Genomic DNA, 24,012 nt, shown 5'->3' with positions numbered 1-24,012 from the left:
TGCGGCCATTAGGTCTGAAACATGCCCGGGCCCAGAGCCCCGGCCGGAGCCCCCATGTCCCTGATCATCACCGACGATTGCATCAACTGCGACGTCTGCGAACCCGAGTGCCCGAACGCTGCCATCTCCCAAGGTGAAGAGATCTACGTGATCGATCCGAACCTGTGCACTCAGTGCGTTGGCCATTATGACGAGCCGCAGTGCCAGCAGGTCTGCCCGGTCGACTGCATCCCGCTGGATGAGGCGCACCCGGAAACCACCGACGAGCTGATGGCCAAATATCAGCGGATCACCGGCAAAGCCTAGTGATCAGCCTGCGCGGTTTGCGCCGGGCGGCGCTTGGTGCGGTTGTCACACTGCTGGCGACGGCCGCCCAGGCCCAAGTGCCTGGCCGCGCTGCGATTGCTAGCCCACACGCCGACGCGACCGCTGCCGCCCGCTTGATTCTCGAACAGGGCGGCAATGCCTTCGATGCCGCGATTGCCGTCAGCGCTGCGCTGGCCGTGGTCGAGCCTTACGGCTCCGGGCTGGGCGGTGGTGGCTTCTTCCTGCTGCGTGAAGCCGGCGAGACGCCACGCTACCGTTTTCTCGATGCCCGCGAGCGTGCGCCCGGCGCAGCAACCGCTGACATGTACCTGAAAGATGGCAAGCTCAGCCCGAGCCTGTCGATCAACGGTCCATTGGCCGCTGCCATCCCTGGCCTGCCGCAAGCCCTGGCTGATCTGGCCAACGCCCATGGCAAACTGCCGCTCAAGGACAGCTTGGCGCCGGCCATTCGCCTCGCCAATGAAGGTTTTGCCGTTGATCGGGTCTATCGCGACCGGGCGCAGATGCGTCTTGCAGCGTTGCGTGAGGATGCGCAGAGCGCGCGGCTGTTCCTGCGTGACAATCAGGTGCCGGCACTGGGCACACTGATCCGCCAGCCCGAACTGGCAGCTACCCTGCAACAGCTTGCCGCGCACGGCCGCGATGGTTTCTATCGCGGCCAGTTGGCGCAGCGGCTGGTGGCCGGTGTACGCCAGGCGGGCGGTATCTGGAGCCTCGACGACCTGGCCAGCTATCGCAGCGTCTGGCGCGAGCCTTTGCGCTTCAAGCTGGCCGACCAGCGCGAGCTGATCAGCAGCCCACCGCCCTCGGCCGGCGGTGTTGCTCTGGCGCAAAGCCTTGCGATGCTCCAACGCCTGCCGTGGCAGAGCGCCGAGCCGGTCCAGCGCAGCCACTATGTACTCGAAGTATTGCGCCGTGCCTACCGCGACCGCGGCCTGCTGGGTGATCCCGATTACGTCAGCAACCCAATCAACAAGCTCCTGGCACGCAGTTACCTGACCGGTCTGGCCGACGGTATCGACGTCTATCAAGCCACCCCAAGCAGTGCCCTGCCGCCCGCGCCGGCCTGGCGCGAAGGCGATCACACCACGCATTTTGCAGTGATCGATGCCGAGGGCAATGCCCTCGCTGCGACGCTTTCGGTCAACCTGCCGTTTGGTGCGGCGTTCACCGTGGCCGGTACCGGCGTCGTGCTGAACAACGAAATGGACGACTTTGCCGCCGACCCAGGTGGCAGCAACAGCTACGGCCTGGCCGGCAGCCAGGCCAACGCCGTGGCGGCGGGCAAGCGGCCGCTGTCGAGCATGAGCCCAAGCTTTATCGAGAGCCCGACCCAGTTCGCCAGCTTTGGCACGCCGGGCGGCAGCCGCATTCCGAGCATGGTGCTGCTGTCGATGATGGGCTTTCTACAGGGCCGACCAGTGCAGGATTGGCCGGCAACTGCGCGCTATCACCATCAATACCTGCCGGATGTAGTCGAGCACGAGCCGGGGGCGTTCAGTGCTGCCGAGCAAGCCCAGCTGGAAGCGCGCGGCTATCGCCTCAAGGATCTTGGTCGCAGCTATGGCAACCAGCAGGTGCTGTACTGGAACAAGCAGGCTGGCAGCGTTGAGGCTGCCAGCGACCCGCGCGGGGTTGGCCAGGCACTGGTGCTGCCCTGAGCGGCGTCAGCGCTGGCAGCGCGGGCAATACACACTGGCCCGCTGGCCCAGCTTGAGTTCGCGCAGGTCAGTGCCACATACCTTGCAGGGCATGCCGCCGCGACCATAGACAAACAGCTCCTGCTGGAAATAGCCCGGCTGGCCATCGCCGCCAACAAAGTCGCGCAAGGTAGTGCCGCCACGCTCGATGGCCGCTGCCAGCACCCGTTTGATCTCCAGCGCCAGCTTCAGATAACGCCCACGGGAAATACCGCCCGCCTCGCGGCGCGGATCGATGCCAGCGGCGAACAGCGCTTCGGTGGCGTAGATGTTGCCCACCCCGACCACGATCGCGTTGTCCATGATGAACGGCTTGACCGCCATCACCCGCCCACGTGACAGCTTGAACAGGCGGTCGCCGTCAAACAGCTCGGTCAGTGGCTCCGGCCCCAGCCGCAGCAGCAGTTCATGCTTGAGCGGATCAAGCGACCAGAGCATCGCACCAAAGCGGCGCGGGTCGGTGTAGCGCAGCGCCAGCCCGGACTCGAGTTCGATATCGACGTGTTCATGGCGGGACGCCGGCAAACCCAGTTCGACCAGCCTGAGATTGCCCGACATGCCCAGATGGCTGATCAGCGTGCCGACCTCGGCGTTGATCAACAGGTATTTGGCCCGCCGCTCGACGCTGACGATACGCTGCCCGGACAACCGCACATCGAGGTCATCCGGGATCGGCCAGCGCAGACGCCGCTCGCGCACCACCACGCGACTGACGCGCTGGCCCTCAAGATACGGCGCAATGCCCCGGCGGGTGGTTTCAACTTCTGGCAATTCAGGCATCGGTCAGCGCCCGCCCAATTCGCGAATGGTCTGTTTGAGGTTCTCGAAGTCGTAGTCGGACAGGCCGATGTAATCGAGCACCAGCGCGCTGATCGCGTTCCACTCATGATCGACCGACTGATTGCCCAGCACCTGATACGACGAGCAGATGTGCTCGGCCATCTTCAGCACTGCCAAGAGGTTCTTCAGCTGGTTCTGGGTATTGCGCGAGGTTTCGTCGCGGAACACCGCCAGCGCGTTGTGGTGGTTGGCGATGGCCGCGCTGATGTGCTCGGGCAGGCGCCAGGACTTGGCGGTGAAGTAACCCACCACCGAGTGATTGGTGTTGAACGCGCGATTCTCGGTATCGACCACGCGGGTCTGCTCATCGGCTTTCGCGTAGCTCTCTTCGAGCACTTCCATATAGTTGGGGAAGCGCTTGAGCATCAACGGCACGCCGCAATCGTGGAACAGGCCCAGCGTATAGGCTTCGTCCGCTGCCTGAATGCCGACCCGCTTGGCCAGGGTCAGGCAGGTCATCGCAACGTCCTGGGCGGTGTCCCAGAAGCGGTTGAGGGTAACGATGGTCTCATCGCTCATCTCGCCCTTGATCGACTGCGCGTTGATCAGGTTGATGATCGAGCGGCTGCCGAGCAGGTTGACCGCACGCTGGATCGAGCCAATCTTGTTGCTCAGGCCAAAATGCGGCGAATTGACCAGTTTGAGCAAGGCCCCCGACAGCCCCGGATCCTGCGCGATCAGCTTGGCGATGGTTTCCAGATCGGGGTCGGGCATGTACTGCTCGAACTGCAGGTCGACCATGATCTGCGGCTGCGGCGGAATGGTGATGCCCTGCAAGGCGTGCTGGATCTGTTCGGCGGTGAGTTCCTGGGACATACGTACATACTCGATAAGGTCAGCCGATTCTAACCCCGGCGCCCCCCAACGCACCAACCACTGCATCATTGCAGCACGACCCAAGATTGCTACCCCAGGTGTCAGCCACCCTTGCAGCTCCCGCAGCGCTTCGTCATCCACCGCACCGACGGGCCTGGCAACAGGCTATAATCCCGCTCTTTTTTCCGGAGCGACGTCATGTCCCTGCCCAGCCTACGCCTCAAAGCCAATGCCGATCGCCGCCTGCGCGCCGGCCATCTGTGGGTCTACAGCAACGAAATCGATGTTGCCGCGACGCCACTGCAAGGCCTGCAAGCCGGCCAGCAGGCTGTGCTCGAGGCCGCCAACGGCAAACCGCTGGGCATCGTCGCGCTGAGCCCGAACAACCTGATCTGCGCGCGCCTGCTGTCGCGTGACATCAAGCTGCAGCTGGACAAATCGCTGCTGGTGCACAGACTCAACGTAGCCCTGTCGCTGCGTGAGCGCCTGTTCGACAAGCCGTGCTACCGCCTGGTCTACGGCGATTCCGACCTGCTGCCAGGGCTGGTCGTCGACCGTTTCTTCGACATCCTCGTGGTGCAGCTGGCCTCGGCGACCATGGAGCAGCACAAGGACGACGTGATCGCCGCCCTGGTGCAGGTGCTCAAGCCGAGCGGCATCCTGTTCAAGAACGACTCCGCCGCGCGCGATGCCGAAGGCCTGCAGCGTTATGTCGAAACCGTTTACGGTGAAGTGCCGGACTGGGTCGCCCTGGAAGAGAACGGCGTCAAGTTCGAAGCCCCGGTGCGTGAAGGGCAGAAGACCGGCTGGTTCTACGACCACCGCATGAACCGTGCCCGCCTGGCGCCGTATGCCAAAGGCAAGCGCGTACTCGACTTGTTCAGCTACATCGGTGGCTGGGGCGTGCAGGCCGGCGTGTTCGGTGCCAGCGAAGTGTTCTGCGTGGATGCCTCAAGCTTTGCTCTGGACGGTGTCGAGCGCAACGCAGCACTCAATGGCATCGGCGACAAGCTGACCTGCATCGAAGGTGACGTGTTCGAAGCACTGCGCGAGCTGAAGGCCGCTGAAGAGCGCTTCGACGTGATCATCGCCGACCCACCCGCCTTCATCAAACGCAAGAAAGACCTGAAAAACGGCGAAGGCGCCTACCGTCGCCTGAACGAGCAAGCCATGCGCCTGCTCAACAAGGACGGCATTCTGGTCAGCGCTTCGTGCTCGATGCACTTGCCCGAAGACGACCTCAACAACATCCTGCTGACCAGCGCCCGGCACCTCGACCGCAACCTGCAGTTGCTCGAGCGCGGCGGTCAGGGCCCTGATCACCCGGTGCACCCGGCGATCCCTGAAACCCGCTACATCAAGAGCATCACCTGCCGCTTGCTGCCCAACAGCTAAGCCGCTGGCCTGAGCGCGATGACAGCGACGCCTGGTCGCTGTCATCGCTGCTGCTCAGATATCCAGCACCTGCGAAGCAATGCCGAAGTAGATCAACACCCCCACTGCATCAGCCACCGACGTCACCAACGGCCCACTCGCCGTGGCTGGATCAAGGTTGATCCGGCTGAGCAGAAACGGCAGGCTCATGCCGATCAGGCTGCCAATCAAGACGATCACCAGCATGCTGCTGGCGACGATAAAGGCGATGTCCGCACCGCCGCGCAACATCCCCAGCGAAGCTACCGCCACTGCCATGGTCGCACCCAGCGCCAGGGCCACGCCGCACTCGCGGCCAAGCATCCGCAGCCAGTCCGCCATGACCACTTCGCCCGTCGCCAGGCCTCGTACCATCAGGGTTGCCGACTGCGCACCGGCATTGCCTCCGCTGTCGACCAGCAATGGCAGGAAGAACACCAGGGCGATATGCGCAGCGATGGTTTCCTCGAACGCGGCGATGCCCGCGCCCGAGAACAGGTTGCCGAACACCAGCAACACCAGCCACAGCACGCGCTTGCGGTACAGCAGCCCCAGCGTGGCGTCGCGCAGGTTGCCGACGTGATTGGCGATCAACGCGCCCTTGTGGAAGTCTTCGGTGGCTTCTTCCACCACCACATCCAACGCTTCGTCACAGGTCACCAGACCGACCAAGCGACCGTCGTCGTCGAGCACTGGCACCGCCAGCAGGTCATGCAGGCGAATCAACCGCGCCACCTCTTCCTGCAAGGTGTGCACGCTGACGCTGATGATATTGCGCACCATGACCTGTTCAATCGCCGCCTCGGGTGCTGCCAGGATCAGCTCGCGCAGCGACACGGTGCCGAGCAGGTTGCGCTGCTCATCGAGCACATAGGACTGATAGATGGTTTCGGCATCAGCCGCCTCGCGGCGCAGCATGTCGATCGCCTGACTGGCGCTCAAGCCACTCTCCAGGCTTGAGTACTGGCTGATCATCAGCGCACCGGCGGTGCCGGCAGGATGGAGCTGCGACCGCAGCAGGTGGTCACGTCGAGCCTGGGCGTCGCGGCGCTGCTTGGCTTGCGCGTCTACATAATCGGGGGAGTAGTGCATGTGTTGTCTCCAGGCGCCGACGCGGGCGCCTGCAGCCCTCACCCTCTCAGGTGCAAGCCTTCGGCAGCCCTGGCGCCAGCGCGCTCAGTGCCAGAATGCAGGTTCGTGATGAACTGAAAACTGGGAAGGTCCATTGAGGGTGTATCTCGTCGAGCCGCACATGCGGCGCGGCGATAATAGGCAGCTGGCGAGGGCACGTCAGCCAGCAATTGCCCGTTCGAGCGCATTTAGGAAAGCTCCTACGACAGTTCGGCCAATGCCTAGCCAATATCCACCCGGCACATCGGCCTCCCTTCACGGCCGCAGCGGTGTAGAATCGGCCTATTCATCGCCAGTCATCCCCGGCGGGTTTATGAGCTCTGGTCGAGCTTGCGGCGATCCCGTAGTGTTTTCGACCTCATCCGTGCCAGTGGCAACCGGCCTGCGGTGCAAAGGACAAGAGAAGCTCACTTCCCTTTTTTCTGACCTGATTCAGCCGCCAGGAGTGCTTCATGCCTGATTATCGTTCCAAGACTTCCACCCACGGCCGCAACATGGCCGGTGCCCGTGCCCTGTGGCGCGCAACCGGGATGAAGGACGAAGACTTCAAGAAACCGATCATCGCCATCGCCAACTCGTTCACCCAGTTCGTCCCGGGGCATGTGCACCTCAAGGATCTGGGCCAACTGGTCGCCCGCGAGATTGAGCGCGTCGGTGGCGTGGCCAAAGAGTTCAACACCATTGCGGTCGACGATGGCATCGCCATGGGCCACGACGGCATGCTCTATTCGCTGCCCAGCCGCGAGATCATCGCCGACTCGGTCGAGTACATGGTCAACGCCCACTGCGCCGACGCCATCGTGTGCATCTCCAACTGCGACAAGATCACCCCTGGCATGCTCATGGCTGCACTGCGCCTGAACATCCCGGTGATCTTCGTCTCCGGCGGGCCGATGGAAGCCGGCAAGACCAAACTCGCCAGCCACGGCCTGGACCTGGTCGACGCCATGGTCATCGCCGCCGACTCTACCGCCAGCGATGAAAAAGTCGCCGAGTACGAGCGCAGCGCCTGCCCGACCTGTGGCTCGTGCTCCGGCATGTTCACCGCCAACTCGATGAACTGCCTGACCGAAGCACTCGGCCTGGCCCTGCCTGGCAACGGTTCGACCCTGGCCACCCACTCCGACCGTGAGCAGCTGTTCCTCACTGCCGGCCGTACCATCGTCGAGCTGTGCAAACGCTACTACGGCGACAACGACGCCTCGGTGCTGCCGCGCAACATCGCCAACTTCAAGGCGTTCGAAAACGCCATGATGCTCGACATCGCCATGGGCGGCTCGACCAACACCATCCTGCACCTGCTCGCTGCAGCCCAGGAAGGTGAGGTCCAGTTCGACCTGCGTGATATCGACCGGCTGTCGCGCAAGGTGCCGCAGCTGTGCAAGGTTGCGCCGAACATTCAGAAGTACCACATGGAAGACGTCCACCGCGCCGGCGGCATCTTCAGCATCCTCGGCTCGCTGGCCCGTGGCGGCCTGCTGCACACCGACCTGCCGACCGTGCACAGCCCGAGCATGGAAGAAGCCATCGCCAAATGGGATATCACCCAGACCGACGATGAAGCTGTGCACACCTTCTTCAAGGCCGGCCCTGGTGGCATCCCGACGCAGACCGCGTTCAGCCAATCGACCCGTTGGGAAACCCTCGACGACGACCGTGAAAACGGCTGCATCCGCAGCTTCGAGCACGCCTATTCGCAAGAAGGCGGCCTCGCCGTGCTGTACGGCAACATCGCCCTTGATGGCTGCGTGGTGAAAACTGCCGGTGTTGACGAATCGATCCACGTGTTCGAAGGCAACGCGAAGATCTTCGAGAGCCAGGACAGCGCCGTGCGCGGCATTCTGGCCGATGAAGTACAGGCCGGCGACATCGTGATCATCCGTTACGAAGGCCCGAAAGGCGGCCCGGGCATGCAAGAGATGCTCTACCCGACCTCGTATCTGAAGTCCAAAGGCCTGGGCAAGGCCTGCGCCCTGCTCACCGATGGCCGCTTCTCTGGCGGTACCTCGGGTCTGTCGATCGGCCACGCTTCGCCTGAAGCCGCTGCCGGTGGCGCGATTGGCCTGGTGCGCGATGGCGACAAGGTGTTGATCGACATCCCCAACCGCTCGATCAACCTGTTGGTCAGCGATGAGGAGCTGGCCACCCGCCGCGCCGAGCAGGACAAGAAGGGCTGGAAGCCGGTGGAAGTGCGTCCGCGCAAAGTCACCACGGCGCTGAAGGCTTACGCGCTGCTGGCAACCAGTGCCGACAAAGGCGCTGTGCGCGACAAGACGTTGCTCGACGGGCTGTAAGACTTTTCGGCAAAAACAGACCGGCGCCTGGTGCGCCGGTTTTTTTTCGCCTGTAGCCAGCCTGCCCGCTCAGACAGCGCTCATCAGGTGAAACGGTTTGTTTATTGCGACGTCGAAGCCGTTGTTATTCCATACCGACCTAAGCACATTCCATTCAGATATAAATTCGTTTGTTTTCAAGCTGTTAGCATTTGAGTTCGCAATCGCGCCCAGACGCGACGCCCCCTTTTTCGATCCCGGAGCTGTAATGAACCTGCCGTTGTCACTTAATCTGCTGGCGTTTCTGGCCCTGCTGCTGGGCCTGGCGCAAACCCGCCGCACCGATTGGAGCCTGGCCAAGAAGGTCCTGCTCGGGTTGGTCATGGGCGTAGGGTTCGGCCTGGCCTTGCACACCGTTTACGGCGCAGGGCATCCGGTGCTCAAGGCCACCATCGGTTGGCTCGATCTGGTCGGTAACGGCTATGTCGGGCTGTTGCAGATGATCGTCATGCCGCTGATCTTTGCCTCGATCCTCAGCGCAGTAGCGCGCCTGCACAATGCTTCGGCGCTGGGCCGGATCAGTGTGCTGAGCATCGGCACATTGCTGCTGACCACTGCCATCGCTGCCTTGATTGGCGTATTGCTGACCAACCTGTTCGGCCTCAGCGCCGAGGGCCTGGTCGCGGGCATCCCCGAAGCGGCGCGGCTGCAGGCGATCCAGAGCGACTATGCCGGCAAGGTCGCCGATCTGAATATCCCGCAGCTGCTGCTGTCATTCGTGCCGAGCAACCCGGTTGCCGATCTGGCCAAGGCCAAGCCGACCTCGATCATCAGCGTGGTGATCTTCGCCGTGTTCGTTGGCCTGGCGGCACTGCAACTGATCAAGGATGACCGCGAAAAAGGTGAACGCGCGCTGTCGGCCATCGACACCCTGCAAGCCTGGGTCATGCGCCTGGTGCGCCTGGTGATGAAGCTGACCCCGTACGGCGTGCTAGCGTTGATGACCAAGGTGGTCGCCAGCTCGAACATCGAAGACATCCTAAAACTGGGCAGCTTCGTGCTGGTGTCGTACCTCGGCCTGGGCCTGATGTTCGTGGTACATGGCCTGATCCTAGCCGCCACCGGAGTCAGCCCGCTGCGCTTCCTGCGCAAGGTCTGGCCGGTGCTGACTTTCGCCTTCACCAGCCGCTCCAGTGCGGCGAGCATTCCGCTCAATATCGAAGCGCAGACCCGGCGCCTGGGCGTGCCGCAGTCGATCGCCAGCTTCAGCGCATCGTTTGGCGCAACCATCGGCCAGAATGGCTGCGCCGGCCTCTATCCGGCCATGTTGGCGGTGATGGTGGCGCCAGCGGTGGGTATCGATACCTTCGATCCGCTGTGGATTGCCACCTTGATCGCGATTGTCACCTTGAGCTCGGCGGGTGTCGCAGGTGTGGGTGGCGGCGCGACCTTCGCCGCGTTGATCGTGCTGCCGGCGATGGGCCTGCCGGTCGAGCTGGTGGCGCTGTTGATCTCGGTCGAGCCGCTGATCGACATGGGCCGCACCGCGTTGAACGTGAATGGCTCGATGACCGCAGGCGTGGTCACCAGCCAGTTGCTCAAGAGTACCGACAAGGCCGTGCTGGACGATGACCAGCACGCCGAGCTGAGCCACACCTGAAACGCACAAGGGCCGCATCGCGGCCCTTGTCTATCAACGCTTGTTCCATACCTCGAAGTGGTAGCCAGGCTTGCCGTCTTCCGCTTGGGCTTCACTCGAATCCAGTGTCCACTGCTGCGCGTCGAACTCCGGGAACCACGCATCGCCCTGCGGCGACAGTTCGACCCGGGTCAGGTACATGCGGCTGACCAGCCCCTGCTCCAGCCCCAGCGCGTACAACTGCGCGCCGCCAATCAGCATCAGCTCATCGACGCCCTGCTCGTGCGCCCATTGCTCGGCACGGGCCAGCGCCTGCTCCAGCGAGGGGAACACCTCGGCGCCTTCCAGCTGCAAGCCAGGCTGGCGGCTGACGACGATGTTCAGCCGCCCTGGCAGCGGCCGGCCCAGCGAATCCCAGGTCTTGCGGCCCATGATGATCGGCTTGCCGAGGGTGGTGGCCTTGAAGTATTTGAAGTCCCCCGGCAGGTGCCAGGGCATGGAGTTGTCGATGCCGATCACGCGGTTGCTGGCGCAGGCCGCGATCAGGCTGAGGGGGAGAGATGTCTTCATGCCGACGAGGATAGCAAACCGCAGCTGGGTTAAGCTTGTGCCCTGACCTGTGCATTGGAAGACCTTGTGACTGCACCCACTCCACTCGACAAGCGCTGGCTCACCGAAGCGGTCCGCCTGCGCGAGGAACACGCCGGCCCTCTGGAAGATCAGGAAGCCAACCGCCGCGCCCGCCAGCAGGGCGGCGACCTTGCTGCGCGGATCGAAACCCGCGCCCTGTGGCTGGCCGAACGCGATGGCCTGGCCGAGGCGCTGTGCCACTGGAAACAAGGCGCACGGCTGGCCCTGCTGGCAATGATGATTCTGGCGGTAGTCAGCGGCGCCGGCCTCGGACTGGCCGCGCTTGGCGATGGTCAACGCCCGGTCAATGTGTTCTGGGCCCTGGGCAGCCTGCTCGGGCTCAACCTGCTGATGCTGATCGGCTGGGCAGGCGGCCTGCTGTTCGCCGGCGAGCAAGGGGCAACCCTCGGCCGGCTGTGGCTGTGGCTGAGCGAGCGCTTCGCCCGCGACGCCAAGGCCGCGCACCTGGCGCCGGCGCTGGTGGTGCTGCTGCAACGTAAGCGCCTCAACCGCTGGTTGCTCGGTGCCCTGGTGCATGGCCTATGGCTGTTGGCGATGATTGCCGCCGTGGTCATGCTGCTGGCATTGCTGGCAACCCGCCGTTACGGCTTTGTCTGGGAAACTACCCTGCTCGCCGCCGAGCCGTTCATTACCCTGACCCATACCCTTGGCGCCCTGCCCTCGCTGCTCGGCTTTGCCGTGCCGGACGAAGCGATGATCCGCGCCAGCGGCGCGACCCTGCCGGCGCTGGATGTAGCGCGCCAGGCCTGGGCCAGCTGGTTGCTTGGGGTGGTACTGGTGTATGGCCTGCTGCCGCGCCTGCTGCTGGCGCTGCTGTGCCTGTGGCGCTGGCGCCAGGGCCGTAACCGCCTGCAACTGGACGTGAGCCTGCCCGGCTATGCGCACTTGCGCGAAGCGCTGATGCCTAGCAGCGAACGGCTGGGCGTGCAGGACGCAGCACCGCAATTACTGCCGGAGTTTCACGCCGGGCACCTGGACGCCAGCGCCAGCGGTGCAGTGCTGGTGGGCCTGGAACTGGATGATCAACGCCCCTGGCCGCCGGCGTTGCCGGCTGGAGTGAGCGACGCCGGCCTGCTCGACAGCCGCGAGTCGCGCAACAAGCTGCTTGAGCAACTCAGCCGCTTCCCCCCGGCCCGCCTGGCCATCGCCTGCGACCCACGCCGCTCTCCAGACCGCGGCAGCCTGGCGCTGCTCGCCGAACTGGCGCGCAACGCAGGCGCAACGCGGATCTGGCTGCTGCCGGCGCTTACCGGGCAGACCTTGGACAGCGCGCGCCTGAGCGACTGGCACGAAGCCCTCGACCGCCTCGGCCTGCCCTATGCCGACAGTGCCCCTTTGAACTGGTTGGAGCAAGGCCATGACTGAGCCGCTGAAACTGGCCGTGGTCGGCCACACCAATGTCGGCAAGACCTCGCTGCTGCGCACGCTGACCCGTGACGTCGGTTTCGGCGAAGTCTCGCATCGCCCCAGCACCACCCGCCACGTCGAAGGTGCGCGGCTGTCGGTGGATGGCGAGCCGTTGCTGGACCTGTTCGACACGCCAGGGTTGGAAGATGCCATCGCCCTGCTCGACTATCTCGAACGCCTGGAACGGCCCGGCGAACGGCTGGATGGCCCAGCCCGGCTCGAGCGCTTTCTGCAAGGCAGCGAAGCCCGTCAGCGTTTCGAACAGGAAGCCAAGGTGCTGCGCCAGTTGCTCGCCAGCAATGCCGGGCTGTACGTGATCGATGCCCGTGAGCCGGTATTGGCCAAATACCGTGATGAACTGGAAGTGCTGGCCAGCTGCGGGCGGCCGCTGCTGCCGGTGCTCAACTTTGTCGCCAGCAGCGAGCACCGCGAGCCGGAATGGCGCGAAGCCCTGGCACGGCTGGGCCTGCATGCACTGGTGCGGTTTGATAGCGTGGCCCCGCCAGAAGACGGCGAGCGCCGCCTGTATGAAAGCCTCGCGCTGTTGCTGGAAGAGTCACGTCCCGCCCTGCAACGGCTGATCGAGGATCAGCAGGCGCAGCGTCTGGCCCGCCAGCACAGCGCCAAGCGCCTGATCGCCGAACTGTTGCTCGATTGTGCCGCCTGCCGGCGTAGCGTCGAGGCCCAACCGGCGGCCGAAGCGCAGGCGATCGAAGCCCTGCGCCAAGCAGTGCGCCAGCGCGAGCAACGCTGTGTCGAGGGGTTGCTCAAGCTGTATGCGTTCCGCCGCGAAGACGCCAGCGCAGGCGACTTGCCGTTGCTGGATGGGCGCTGGGGCGATGATCTGTTCAACCCGGAAACCTTGAAACTGCTTGGTGTGCGCCTGGGCAGCGGCGTTGCTGCCGGTGCAGCCGCGGGCGCCGGCGTTGATTTGCTGGTGGGCGGGCTGACCCTGGGCGCCGCTGCGCTGGCCGGGGCAATCGCTGGCGGCGCATTGCAAACCGCACGCAGCTACGGCTCGCGCTTGCTCGGCAAGCTCAAGGGCCAGCGGGAATTGACGGTGGATGACGCTGTGCTGCGGCTGCTCGCGTTGCGTCAGCAGCAGCTTCTCAAGGCCCTGGACAGCCGCGGCCATGCGGCGCAGCAGAGCATTCAGCTGCAGGCGGGGGAAGACAAGGCCTGGCGCGAGGGCAAGCTGCCCGAAGCCCTGCACAAGGCCCGGGCACACCCGCAGTGGTCGTCGCTCAACCCTGGCGCGAGGCTCAATCAGGCCGAGCGCCAGGAGCAACTGGAGCAGTTGCTCGAGCAGCTTTGAGTTACTGCTGGGCGACCTTCTCTGACTTGCCGTCGTAGCGCTTGCGCCACTCGGCAAGGATCTTGTCGCGGTTCTGCGAGGCCCAGGCAAAGTCGTTTTTGATCAGGCGCTGCTCATAGTCTGCCGGCAACTCGGTCTGCGGCTTGGCCATGCCGGGGGCAGCGAGCACGGCGAAGTTCTCCTTATACAGGTGCATCGCCGCAGGGCTGGCCGAGAAGTCTGCCAGGCGCTTGGCGGCAGCGGCCTTGGGCGTGCCCTTGATCACTGCAGTGGCTTCAATCTCCCAGCCCAGGCCCTCCTTGGGCAGGATGATGTCCAGCGGCGCACCCTGGCGTTTGAGCTGCACGGCCGGGTACTCGAAGGAAATGCCGATCGGGAATTCACCCGACGCGGCCAGCTTGCACGGCTTGGAGCCGGAGTGAACGTACTGGCCGATGTTCTGGTGCAGGCCGTCCATGTACGCCCAGCCCTGCGGCTCGCCAAAGGTCTGCAGCCAGGCGCTGACGTCGAGGAAACCCGTGCCCGATGAGGCCGGGTTGGGCATGACGATCTTGCCCTTGTACTCAGGCTTGGTCAGGTCCTGCCAGCTGACCGGCTTGCTCAGGCCCTGCTTTTCGGCCTCGACGGTGTTGAAGCAAATGGTCGCGGCCCATACATCCATGCCCACCCAGGCCGGCGGATTGGCCGCGTCGCGGTAGTTCTTCGAGATCGTCGCCAGGTCCTTCGGCGCATAGGCTTCGAGCATTTTCTGCTGGTCGAGAATGGCCAGGCTGGACGCCGCCAGGCCCCACACTGCATCAGCCTGCGGGCGGTCTTTCTCGGCCAGCAGCTTGGCGGTAATGATCCCGGTGGAGTCGCGCACCCACTTGATCTCGATGTCCGGGTTGGCCTTTTCGAAGGCCTGTTTGTAGGTCTTCAGCTGCTCGGCTTCGAGCGCGGTGTAGACCGTCAGCTGAGTCTCCGCGGCAGACACCTGCAGGCTGAAAATGGCGCTGATGGCAGCAGCAAGGGCAACTGGCTTGAACATGGTGCGTTTCCTTTCAGGGTGGGCAGGCAGTCAATGGCCGGGCGCGGATTGGCGCCAGGCCTGGGAGCGGCGCAGCAGGCCACGCGAGGCGGCGGCCAGCAGCAACGAAGCGGTAGCACTGGTGAGCAGGATCAGCGTCGACATCGCCGCAGCGCCGCCAACATTGCCGGCATCGTCCATGTTCAACACCGCCACGGCAGCGAGGATGGTGTCGGGGCTGTAGAGGAAGATCGCCGCCGACACCGTGGTCATCGCCGAGACGAACAGGTAGCGGATGATGTCGAGCAAGGCCGGCAGGCAGATCGGCAGGCTGACCCGCAGAAAATGCCGGTACAGCGGCGCCTTGAGCGACAGCGCTGCGGCTTCGAATTCGCCGTCGAGCTGGCGCAGGGCGGTGGTTGCGGTCATCTGTGCGGTAGTTAGATAGTGAGCAATGGTGCACACCACCAGCAGGGTCATGCTGCCGTAGAACACGTGCAGCGGGTTGCTGGCGAGGTTGAAGAAGAAGACGTAACCCAGGCCCAACACCAGCCCCGGCACCGCCATCGGAATGAAACTGAGCAGTCGCAGCGACTGGTTGAGCAGCCGTTGGCCCTGGGTTTTTTCCATCAGGTAGGCGCCGACGAAGATCACCAGACTGCCGATCAAGGCCGTGCACAGCGCCATGCTCACGCTGTTGCGATAGGCCAGCCAGCCACCGCCGGCGGTGTCTTCAAACAGGTAGTGCTTGACCGACAGCGACAAGTTGTAAGGCCAGAAGGTGACCAGCGACGAATACACTGCCATGCCCACCACCGCCAGCAGCACGCTGCACACCAGCACCACCACCGCGAGAAACACAGCATCGCGGCGGCGCGACGGCTTGGGCTCGAACACCTGCGCCCGGCCACTCATGGCCTGGCCCTGGCGCCGGCGGAGCCAGGCATCGACAGCAAAACTGAACAGCGCCGGCAGCAGCAGGACCATGCCGATCAGTGCACCTCGGCCAAACTGCTGCTGCCCTACCACGGCTTTGTAGGCTTCCAGCGCCAGCACCTGATAGTCACCGCCCACCACCACTGGCACACCGAAGTCGGTGATGGTCAGGGTGAACACCAGGCAGAATGCGGCAAACATGGCCTGGCGGGTCGCCGGCCAAGTCACGCTGAAGAATGCCCGCACGGGTCCCGCGCCCATGCTCGAAGCCGCTTCGAACAGCCGCGCATCGGCCAGCGACAGCGCTGACAGCAGAATCATCAAGGCATGCGGGAAGGTATAGATGGCCTCACCGACAACGATGCCCCAGAAGCCGTAGATGTTGTCGTCGAGCAGGCTGCGCAGCAGGCCCTGGTTGCCGAACAGATAGACCAGCGCAATCGCCGGCAACATCGACGGGGCCAACAACGGCAGCAGGGAAATCCCCCGCCACAGTGGCTTGGCCGGGATCAAGGTGCGCTGCAGGGCGTAGGCAAACAGATACGCCAGCGGTATGACGATAGCGGCCACGGTGAAGGCAACTGCCAGGCTGTTACCGAGCAGCCAGCGGAAGTTGGCGCTGGTAAACAGCTCGCGTGCTGCCAGCAAGCCGCCGCCCTGGCCGGCGTCGCCGCTGAAGCCGCGCCAGAAGATCGCCAGCAGCGGCAGCAGCACTGCCACGATCAGCAGCACCAGCAGCAGGCTTTTGCCGCCGAGCACAAAGATCCGGTCGGCCAGCGCAACGCCGTTGCCTCGGTCCGCCGTGGCCAGGTTCAAGGGCATGGAGATTGGCCCGGCCATCTCAGGCAAACACCTGCAGGCTCTGCGGCGGCAGCGCCACCCAGATGTCCTGAGAACCAAGACGCGGCATGGCCTCCGGCGCCAGCTCGGCAAGTAGGGTATGCCCCGGCAGAGTGTGCAGCTCAAAGGCCATGCGGCAACGGTTACCGAGGAAGGTGACTTCGCGCACCTTGGCCGGGAACAGGTTTTCTTCATGCACCAGCGGGTTGACCGTGATCGCCTCAGGGCGACAGAACAGCCTACCGCTGCTGGCCGCACCGGCATTGGCGGCCAGGCGCAGGTTCATCCCGCCGACCTGGGCGTGGCTGGCACTGTTGCGCTGGAACGGCAGCCAGTTGCCCTGGCCAACGAACTCGGCCACAAATGGCGTGGCCGGCCGGTCGTAGATCGCTTGCGGGGTGTCGTACTGTTCGACCTGGCCGTTGTTCATCACGGCTATGCGGTCGGCCATCAACATGGCTTCGTCCTGGTTGTGCGTGACCATCAGGGTGGTGATGCCGAGCTGGCGCTGCAGTTGGCGCAGCTCGCCACACAGGTGCTCACGTACCCGCGCATCCAGCGCCGACATCGGCTCGTCCAACAACAACAAAGACGGCGCCGGGGCCAGGGCGCGGGCTAACGCCACCCGCTGTTGCTGACCACCGGACAACTGGCCTGGATATTTCTTCTCGCTGCCAAGCAGGCCGACCAACTCAAGCATCTGCCCGACCCGCTGGCGCGCTTGGTCGCGGCTGCTGGTATTCAGACCGTAGGCTATGTTGGCCTCGACCGTGAGGTTGGGGAACAGCGCATAGGACTGGAACAGGATGCCGTAGTCGCGGGCCTGCGGCGGCAGCTCGGAGATGTCGCGCTCGCCCAGGTACAGCTCGCCACGGTCCTGCCGCTCGAGGCCGGCGATGCAACGCAGCAGGGTGGTCTTGCCGCAGCCGGACGGGCCGAGCAGGCACACCAGCTCGCCGGCACCGATATCCAGGGAAACGTTGTTCAGCGCAGCGAAGGCGCCGAAGCGTTTGTCGATACCGCGCACTTTTACCGGTGCGCCAGGGGTAGGGGTAGCGTGGGTCATGGCCAGGCCTCGTGATCAGATAGAGGCCATGCTAGGGAGGCAATGCGAAGGTTCTGTGGCGTTCAGGGCAAAGCTGGCGATAGTGCCATAGGCAGATTTGGGAGTGGCCGTGCTAGCGTTTGCGCAATGAGCCTGCCGCAGCACTTACAACTGAATACCCGATACTTCCTGCGCGACACCAAGAAACGCCGCTGGCAGGCGCGCCTGGCGCCGCTCCTTGAGGCAATACAGGTACTCGTGCATGACCGGTGCACCTTCCAGGGTGAGCACGGCCAGCTCGGGGTTATGCGGTACCTCATGGCGGGCGATGATGCTGATGCCGATGTTGCGCAGCACGGCCTCGCGGATCGACTCGCGGCTGCCGATCTCGAGCAAGGTGCCGACCTTGACCCCACGCCCGGCAAGCATCTGTTCGGTCATCAGCCGCGTGGTTGAACCCTGCTCGCGCATCAGCAGGCAATGACCGGCCAGGGCATCGATGGCCAGCGTCTGCCGTTGCGCCAACGGATGGCTACGGTGCACGGCCACCACCAGCGGGTCTGTACCCAGCACTCGCCGCACCAGCCGTGCATCCTCAACCAGTTGCGAGGATGCGGCGACGTCCACGCGATAGTCTTCGAGCATCTCCAGCACCTGTTGCGAGTTGCCGATTTCCACCGCTACGTCCACCTGCGGCAGGCGTTGGCGAAAAATTTTCACCAGGTCGAGAATGTAATACGGCGCGGTGGCGGCGATGCGCAGACTGCCCTGGGCCTGGCCGCTGTTGCGAAGCTCGAACTCGATGTCCGCTTCCTGCTGCAGCAAGGTCTTGACCATCGGTAGCAGGCGCGCACCGCTCTCGCTCAATACCAGCCGGCGCCCACCGCGGTAGAACAGCTCCACCGCGTAGTGGCTTTCCAGCTGGCGAATCTGCGTGGTCACCGTGGGCTGACTGAGCCCGAGCTTCTTCGCGGCCTGGGTGATGCTGCCCAGGCGGGCAACCATGTAGAAGGCCTTGAGCTCGGAACTCAGCATGCAGATCCCTTATTTGCGCAGCAGGCGCAGACCGTTGAACACCACCAGCAGGCTCACGCCCATGTCGGCGAAGACCGCCATCCACAGGGTGGCCATGCCGGTAAAGGTAACCACCAGGAAGATCGCCTTGATCCCCAACGCGAGGACGATGTTCTGGATGAGAATGGCCGCGCTGGCGCGGGAAAGCCTGACGAATGCCGGGATTTTGCGCAAGTCGTCGTCCATCAGGGCCACATCGGCGGTTTCAATCGCCGTGTCGGTTCCCGCTGCCGCCATGGCGAAGCCGATTTCAGCGCGGGCCAGTGCCGGTGCATCGTTGATGCCGTCGCCGACCATGCCGACCCGGTGCCCTTGGGCGTAGAGCGCTTCGATGGTCTTCAGCTTGTCGCTTGGCAGCAGGTTGCCCTCGGCTCGGTCGATACCTACCTGGGCAGCGATCGCTTGCGCGGTGTGCGGATTATCACCGGTCAGCATGACCGTTTTGATACCCAGCTCATGCAATTCGGCAATCGCCTGGCGGCTGCTGTCCTTGACCGTATCGGCTACGGCAAACAGCGCCAGCGGGCCGCTGCGATCGAGCAGCAGAACCACGGTCTTGCCTTGGCGCTCCAGCGTATCGAGCTGGGCTTCCAGTTGCGGCGAGCACAGGCCCAGCTCTTCGACCAGGCGATTGTTGCCCAGGTGGTACAGCTGGCCGTCGATCTCGCCACGCACACCGCGCCCGGACAGCGCGGCAAAGTTGCTGACGTCGCTCAACGGCAGTTGCTGCGCCTGGGCAAACTGCGCGATGGCCCGCGATACCGGGTGGTCGGAGCGCTCGCCGAGGCTGGCAGCCAGCGCCTGGGCGCGGTCTGCAAAGAGCGGATCAAGCGCGCTGAAATCGGTCTGCACCGGTTTGCCATGGGTGATCGTGCCGGTCTTGTCCAGGGCCAGGAAGTCCAGCTTGCGCCCGCCCTCCAGATACACCCCGCCCTTGATCAGAATGCCCTTGCGCGCTGCAGCGGCAAGGCCACTGACAATCGTCACCGGGGTCGAAATCACCAGTGCACATGGGCACGCCACTACCAGCAAGACCAGTGCGCGATAGATCCAGTCAAACCAGACGCCGCCCATCAGCAGCGGCGGCAGAATCGCCACGGCCAGGGCCAGGGCAAACACCACCGGGGTGTAGATGCGCGAGAACTGATCAACAAAGCGCTGGGTCGGCGCACGCGCGCCCTGCGCTTCTTCCACAGCCTTGATGATCCGCGCCAGGGTTGACTGGCCGGCAAGGGCAGTAACTTTGTACTCCAGCGCGCCTTCCTGGTTGATGGTGCCAGCGAACAGCTTGTCGCCGACAACCTTCTCCACGGGCAGGCTTTCGCCGGTGATCGGCGCCTGATCGACACTCGATTGCCCGCTGAGCACTTCCCCGTCGAGGCCGATGCGCTCGCCAGGACGCACCCGCACCGACGCACCGAGCGCTACCCCACGCACTTCCACCTCAAGCCACTGGCCATCGGCCTGCTGCACAGTGGCCATGTCCGGGGTCAGCTGCATCAAGCCGCCGATGGCGTTGCGCGCGCGGTCCAGCGAACGCGCTTCGATCAACTCGGCAACGGTGAACAGCACCATCACCATCGCCGCCTCGGGCCATTGGCCGATCAATACGGCGCCGGTCACCGCGATGCTCATCAGCGCATTGATGTTGAGGTTGCGGTTTTTCAGGGCGATCCAGCCCTTTTTGTAGGTGCCCAGACCACAGCCAAGAATGGCTGCCAAGGCCAGCAAGGCCACCACCCACTCCGGCGCCAGCGCGCTGAAGTGCACGATTTCGGCGGCAATCGCCGCCACTGCCGACAGTGCCAGCGGCCACCAGCGGGTCTTGGCGGCAGGCGCAGCTGTGCTGTCTTCATCGTCAGTCAGCGGCTCGGCGCGCATGCCCAGGCTGTCGATCGCCCGCTCGATTGCGTCCGTGCCTTGCAGCGTATGGCGCACGCCGAGCACACGGTTGATCAGGTTGAATTCAAGCTGCTCGATACCGGCCATCTTGCCCAGCTTGTCCTGGATCAGACCTTGCTCGGTCGGGCAGTCCATGGCCTGGATGCGAAAACGGCTGAGCTGCGCATCGCTGCTGGCCTGCTCGGTCAGTTGCACCAGCGCAGGCGCAGGCTCGCCGCCACAGCAGCTGTGGGCCTTGGTGTCTTGGCAAGCGCTCTTGGCGGCATGCGCATGCTGGTGCTCATGGCCGTGGTCATGGGCGTCATGGTCATGCGCGTGGTCATGGCTGACAGGCTGGTTCATGGAGTCGTCCTTAGCTGATGCGCCGATCCCTTGAGCAGGCTTTGCGCGGCAAAGACGCTCGGTTACAGGGTAGTTATTGCCAAGTGAACACCCTGTAGCCACTATAGGGTCAAGCCATCTGCAGAGGATTCGTGATGAAAATCGGGGAATTGGCCAAAGCCACTGACTGCGCCGTCGAGACCATCCGCTACTACGAGCGCGAGCAACTGCTGCCCGAGCCCGCCCGCAGTGACGGCAACTACCGGCTGTACACCCAGGCCCACGTCGAGCGCCTGACCTTCATCCGCAACTGCCGTACGCTGGACATGACCCTGGACGAGATCCGCAGCCTGCTGCGCCTGCGCGACAGCCCGGAGGGCCAATGCGGCAGCGTCAACGCGCTGATCGACGAGCACATCGACCACGTCCAGGCCCGCATCGACGGCCTGCTGGCACTGCAGGAGCAACTGGTGGAATTGCGCCAACGCTGCACCGCACCCGGGGCGGAATGCGCGATTCTGCAGCAGTTGGAGGTGAATGGTGCGGTGTCAGTGCCAGAGACCGAGCACTCGCATGTGGGCAGGAGTCATGGGCATTGATCAGGAATATCGCGGGGCACCTGACCCCGCGACCAATCCGAATCACACCGCCATCGGCGCCGTCAGCGGCGGGTGATGCTCGTAGCCTTCCAGGCTGAAGTCGCTCGGCTCGATCTTCTCCAGCCACTCCGGCTCGTACACCCCGGTCTTGGCAAACTCAGGCACGCGGTCGCTGATCACCAGTTTGGGTGCCGGCAATGGCTCGCGGGTGAACTGCTCGTTGAGCATGTCCAGGTGGTTCTCGTACACATGGGCGTCGCCGATGAAGTAGGTGAACCAGCGCGGGGTGTAGCCGGTCAGGCGGCCGAACAGCGACAGCAGCGCAGCGCCTTCGGTGAGGTTGAATGGCGTGCCCAGGCCGAGGTCATTGGAACGGATGTAGAGGGTCAGGGAGATTTCCCTGGTCTCGACATTGGGGTGGAACTGGTACAGCAGGTGGCACGGCGGCAGGGCCATTTCGTCGAGCTGGGCGCAGTTCCAGCCGTGGAACAGGATGCGCCGGCTGCCCGGGTCGTTGGCGATGGTATCGAGGCACTGACGCACCTGATCGATGGCCTTGTAGAGGATGACGAACGCCTGGCCGTCTTCTTCGTCCTGGGCGATCTGGCGGAAGCCTTGTTGCTCGGCCATGGCGATCGCTGCCGGGTTGCTCAGCGGCACGCGCTTGTAGCCTGGCCACTGGCGCCATTGCACGCCGTAGATTTCGCCAAGGTCGTCATGCCCCTGACGGAACGGGTTGGCCAGCCACTGGGCGTTTTCGTTGGCGTTCTGGTCCCAGACCTTGCAGCCCAGCTCGCGGAACTCGCCGGCGTTTTTCACCCCGCGCAGAAAACCGACCATCTCGCCGATGGCCGACTTGAACGCCAGGCGGCGGGTGGTCACGGCCGGGAAGCCTTTCTGCAGGTCGAAGCGCAGCATGGCGCCGGGCAGGCTGATGGTGCGCACGCCGGTGCGGTTGCTCTGCAGGGTGCCGTTGTCGATGACGTCGCGGACCAGATCTAGATACTGTTTCATGACTTACCTGTAACGAGAACGGCAGGGGGATCGCCCCTGCCGTGAAAATCAGACCGCGGCGTTGGCCGTGGGTTTGCGGTTGTAGGCCAGCCAGATCAGCACGATGCCGCCAATGATCATCGGCAGGCAGAGCAACTGGCCCATGGTCAACCAGCCAAAGGCGATGTAGCCAAGCTGGGCATCAGGCACACGCACGAACTCGACGATGAAGCGGAAGATGCCATAGAACAGCGCGAACATGCCCGACACGGCCATGGTCGGGCGCGGCTTGCGCGAGTACAGCCAAAGGATCAGGAATAATGCCACACCTTCGAGGGCAAACTGATACAGCTGCGACGGGTGACGCGGCAGTTGCGCCGGGTCGCTGAACGGCGGGAAGACCATCGCCCACGGCACGTCGGTGGCCTTGCCCCATAGCTCGGCGTTGATGAAGTTGCCGATGCGCCCGGCACCCAGGCCAATCGGCACCAGCGGCGCTACGAAGTCCATCAGCTCGAAGAACGACTTGTTGTTGCGCTTGCCGAACCACAGCGCGGCCAGCATCACGCCGATAAAGCCGCCGTGGAACGACATGCCGCCCTTCCACACTTCGAATATCAGCGTCGGGTTGGCCAGGTAGGCGTGCAGGTCATAGAACAATACATAGCCCAGGCGTCCGCCGACGATTACCCCCATCGACAGCCAGAACACCAGGTCAGAGAGCTTCTCGCGGCTCCAGGTCGGGTCGAAGCGGTTCAGCCGGCGCGAGGCCAACAGCCAGGCACCGCCGATGCCGATCAGGTACATCAGGCCGTACCAATGGATTTTCAGCGGCCCGATGGCCAGGGCCACGGGGTCGATCTGCGGGTAAGGCAGCATGGTGATTCCTCTCGATCAAATCAGGCAGCTAAATCAAAAAACTCAGGCCGACGCAGAACAGCAACGCGGCGAACAGACGTTTGAGCAGGCGCGGCGACAGCTTGTGCGCCAGGCGCGCGCCATAACGGGCAAAAAACATGCTGGTCAGGGCAATGCCAAGCAGTGCCGGCAGGTACACGTAACCCAGGCTGTGCGGCGGCAGGTGGCTGTCGTCCCAGCCCAGCAGCATGAAGCTGAGGGCGCTGGCCAGGGCGATGGGCAAGCCGCAGGCCGATGAGGTCGCCACCGCCTGCTGCATCGGCAGGCTGCGCCAGGTCAGGAACGGCACGGTCAGCGAGCCGCCACCGATGCCAAAGATTGCCGAGGCCCAACCGATTACCACGCCGGCAACCGACAACCCAGGCTTGCCAGGGATGCCACGGCTGGCCTTGGGTTTGAGGTCGAGGGCCATCTGCGCGGCGACCACAAGGGCAAACACGCCAATGATCTTCTGCAGCATCGGGCCCTGGATCAACGAAGCGGTTTTGGCGCCGATACCCGCACCGATCAGGATACCAACGGTCATCCAGACAAAGACCGACCATTGCACCGCGCCTTTGCGCTGGTGCTCACGCACGGCGTTGATCGATGTGAAGATGATGGTCGCCAGCGAGGTGCCGACGGCCAGGTGGGTCAGCACCGAGGGCTCGAAGCCCTGCAAGGTGAAGCTGAACACCAGCACCGGCACGATGATGATCCCGCCGCCCACGCCGAATAGCCCGGCCAGGACGCCGGCGCAGGCGCCCAACAGCAGGTAGAGTACGAACTCCATTCGTCGACCCCATGACAATTCAGTCCGGCATGGTAACGGAAGCTGGCCTTGTGGCTCTAGTGAAGTCTGTGTCAGCTGATGGCCAGTGCTCGAT

20 protein-coding genes are annotated in these 24,012 nt (G+C 64.0%); 8 read left to right on the top strand and 12 right to left on the bottom strand.

Annotation, left to right across the window (positions count from 1 at the left end):
* The first annotated feature begins 54 nt into the window (after window positions 1-54).
* Complete coding sequence (locus K3F44_RS20995; RefSeq protein ID WP_101315429.1) at window positions 55-306, top strand: YfhL family 4Fe-4S dicluster ferredoxin; 252 nt, start codon at window positions 55-57, stop codon at window positions 304-306.
* On the top strand, window positions 306-1,988 hold the full coding sequence (ggt, locus tag K3F44_RS20990) for a gamma-glutamyltransferase (RefSeq protein ID WP_409077655.1): 1,683 nt from the start codon (window positions 306-308) through the stop codon (window positions 1,986-1,988). The genes K3F44_RS20995 and ggt overlap by 1 nt, the downstream gene beginning before the upstream one ends.
* Window positions 1,989-1,994: 6 nt before the next feature.
* Here ggt and mutM read toward each other — a convergent pair whose 3' ends face one another.
* Both mutM and K3F44_RS20980 read right to left on the bottom strand, forming a co-directional pair.
* Window positions 1,995-2,807, bottom strand: coding sequence for a bifunctional DNA-formamidopyrimidine glycosylase/DNA-(apurinic or apyrimidinic site) lyase (gene mutM / locus K3F44_RS20985; RefSeq protein WP_101315427.1), 813 nt, complete (start codon window positions 2,805-2,807; stop codon window positions 1,995-1,997).
* 3 nt (window positions 2,808-2,810) lie between these two features.
* A complete protein-coding gene (locus K3F44_RS20980) occupies window positions 2,811-3,629 on the bottom strand; it encodes an HDOD domain-containing protein (protein WP_178080808.1) in 819 nt (272 codons plus the stop codon).
* A 252-nt stretch (window positions 3,630-3,881) separates the two neighbouring features.
* Between K3F44_RS20980 and K3F44_RS20975 the strand changes: the two genes are divergently transcribed.
* Complete coding sequence (locus K3F44_RS20975) at window positions 3,882-5,078, top strand: class I SAM-dependent rRNA methyltransferase (RefSeq protein ID WP_103435664.1); 1,197 nt, start codon at window positions 3,882-3,884, stop codon at window positions 5,076-5,078.
* Between the two features lie 54 nt (window positions 5,079-5,132).
* On the opposite strand, the gene mgtE is transcribed toward K3F44_RS20975, so the two are convergent.
* A complete protein-coding gene (gene mgtE, locus K3F44_RS20970; protein WP_150570392.1) occupies window positions 5,133-6,188 on the bottom strand; it encodes a magnesium transporter in 1,056 nt (351 codons plus the stop codon).
* Between the two features lie 491 nt (window positions 6,189-6,679).
* On the opposite strand from mgtE, the gene ilvD reads away from it, so the two are divergent.
* Window positions 6,680-8,521: a dihydroxy-acid dehydratase gene (ilvD, locus tag K3F44_RS20965; RefSeq protein ID WP_101315417.1), complete on the top strand. Its 1,842-nt coding sequence runs from the start codon at window positions 6,680-6,682 to the stop codon at window positions 8,519-8,521.
* 247 nt (window positions 8,522-8,768) lie between these two features.
* A complete protein-coding gene (locus K3F44_RS20960) occupies window positions 8,769-10,160 on the top strand; it encodes an L-cystine transporter (protein ID WP_101315415.1) in 1,392 nt (463 codons plus the stop codon).
* Between the two features lie 33 nt (window positions 10,161-10,193).
* Here K3F44_RS20960 and K3F44_RS20955 read toward each other — a convergent pair whose 3' ends face one another.
* Window positions 10,194-10,709, bottom strand: coding sequence for a dihydrofolate reductase (locus K3F44_RS20955; protein ID WP_220632896.1), 516 nt, complete (start codon window positions 10,707-10,709; stop codon window positions 10,194-10,196).
* Window positions 10,710-10,763: 54 nt separating this feature from the next.
* Between K3F44_RS20955 and K3F44_RS20950 the strand changes: the two genes are divergently transcribed.
* Both K3F44_RS20950 and K3F44_RS20945 read left to right on the top strand, forming a co-directional pair.
* The gene (locus tag K3F44_RS20950; RefSeq protein ID WP_220632895.1) at window positions 10,764-12,155 is read left to right on the top strand and encodes a DUF2868 domain-containing protein; all 1,392 of its coding nucleotides are present in this window, start codon (window positions 10,764-10,766) and stop codon (window positions 12,153-12,155) included.
* The gene (locus K3F44_RS20945) at window positions 12,148-13,512 is read left to right on the top strand and encodes a GTPase/DUF3482 domain-containing protein (RefSeq protein WP_150573027.1); all 1,365 of its coding nucleotides are present in this window, start codon (window positions 12,148-12,150) and stop codon (window positions 13,510-13,512) included. The genes K3F44_RS20950 and K3F44_RS20945 overlap by 8 nt, the downstream gene beginning before the upstream one ends.
* Window position 13,513: 1 nt before the next feature.
* Here the strand turns inward: K3F44_RS20945 and K3F44_RS20940 are convergent, their stop codons facing one another.
* The 5 genes from K3F44_RS20940 to K3F44_RS20920 form a co-directional block, all read right to left on the bottom strand.
* A complete protein-coding gene (locus K3F44_RS20940; protein ID WP_220632894.1) occupies window positions 13,514-14,539 on the bottom strand; it encodes a putative 2-aminoethylphosphonate ABC transporter substrate-binding protein in 1,026 nt (341 codons plus the stop codon).
* A gap of 30 nt (window positions 14,540-14,569) precedes the next feature.
* On the bottom strand, window positions 14,570-16,294 hold the full coding sequence (locus tag K3F44_RS20935) for a putative 2-aminoethylphosphonate ABC transporter permease subunit (RefSeq protein ID WP_220632893.1): 1,725 nt from the start codon (window positions 16,292-16,294) through the stop codon (window positions 14,570-14,572).
* A gap of 1 nt (window position 16,295) precedes the next feature.
* Window positions 16,296-17,360 carry a putative 2-aminoethylphosphonate ABC transporter ATP-binding protein gene (locus K3F44_RS20930; RefSeq protein ID WP_101315404.1) on the bottom strand — a complete coding sequence of 355 codons (1,065 nt, stop codon included), beginning with the start codon at window positions 17,358-17,360 and terminating at the stop codon, window positions 16,296-16,298.
* A gap of 144 nt (window positions 17,361-17,504) precedes the next feature.
* Complete coding sequence (locus tag K3F44_RS20925; protein WP_101315402.1) at window positions 17,505-18,374, bottom strand: LysR family transcriptional regulator; 870 nt, start codon at window positions 18,372-18,374, stop codon at window positions 17,505-17,507.
* Window positions 18,375-18,383: 9 nt separating this feature from the next.
* Window positions 18,384-20,657: a heavy metal translocating P-type ATPase gene (locus K3F44_RS20920; RefSeq protein WP_220632892.1), complete on the bottom strand. Its 2,274-nt coding sequence runs from the start codon at window positions 20,655-20,657 to the stop codon at window positions 18,384-18,386.
* 134 nt (window positions 20,658-20,791) lie between these two features.
* On the opposite strand from K3F44_RS20920, the gene cadR reads away from it, so the two are divergent.
* On the top strand, window positions 20,792-21,235 hold the full coding sequence (cadR, locus tag K3F44_RS20915; RefSeq protein WP_101315398.1) for a cadmium resistance transcriptional regulator CadR: 444 nt from the start codon (window positions 20,792-20,794) through the stop codon (window positions 21,233-21,235).
* A gap of 42 nt (window positions 21,236-21,277) precedes the next feature.
* On the opposite strand, the gene K3F44_RS20910 is transcribed toward cadR, so the two are convergent.
* From K3F44_RS20910 to K3F44_RS20900, 3 genes are read right to left on the bottom strand one after another with little or no spacing between them, the layout of a single operon-like run.
* Complete coding sequence (locus K3F44_RS20910) at window positions 21,278-22,249, bottom strand: thymidylate synthase (protein ID WP_101315396.1); 972 nt, start codon at window positions 22,247-22,249, stop codon at window positions 21,278-21,280.
* 48 nt (window positions 22,250-22,297) lie between these two features.
* On the bottom strand, window positions 22,298-23,107 hold the full coding sequence (gene lgt, locus K3F44_RS20905; protein ID WP_101315394.1) for a prolipoprotein diacylglyceryl transferase: 810 nt from the start codon (window positions 23,105-23,107) through the stop codon (window positions 22,298-22,300).
* 28 nt (window positions 23,108-23,135) lie between these two features.
* Window positions 23,136-23,918 carry a sulfite exporter TauE/SafE family protein gene (locus K3F44_RS20900; RefSeq protein ID WP_101315392.1) on the bottom strand — a complete coding sequence of 261 codons (783 nt, stop codon included), beginning with the start codon at window positions 23,916-23,918 and terminating at the stop codon, window positions 23,136-23,138.
* Between the last annotated feature and the right edge of the window lie 94 nt (window positions 23,919-24,012).

It is taken from the genome of Pseudomonas sp. S07E 245, assembly GCF_019599025.1.
GTDB classification, from domain to species: Bacteria; Pseudomonadota; Gammaproteobacteria; order Pseudomonadales; family Pseudomonadaceae; genus Aquipseudomonas; species Aquipseudomonas shirazensis.
This window is presented reverse-complemented; position numbering and strand designations above follow the sequence as displayed.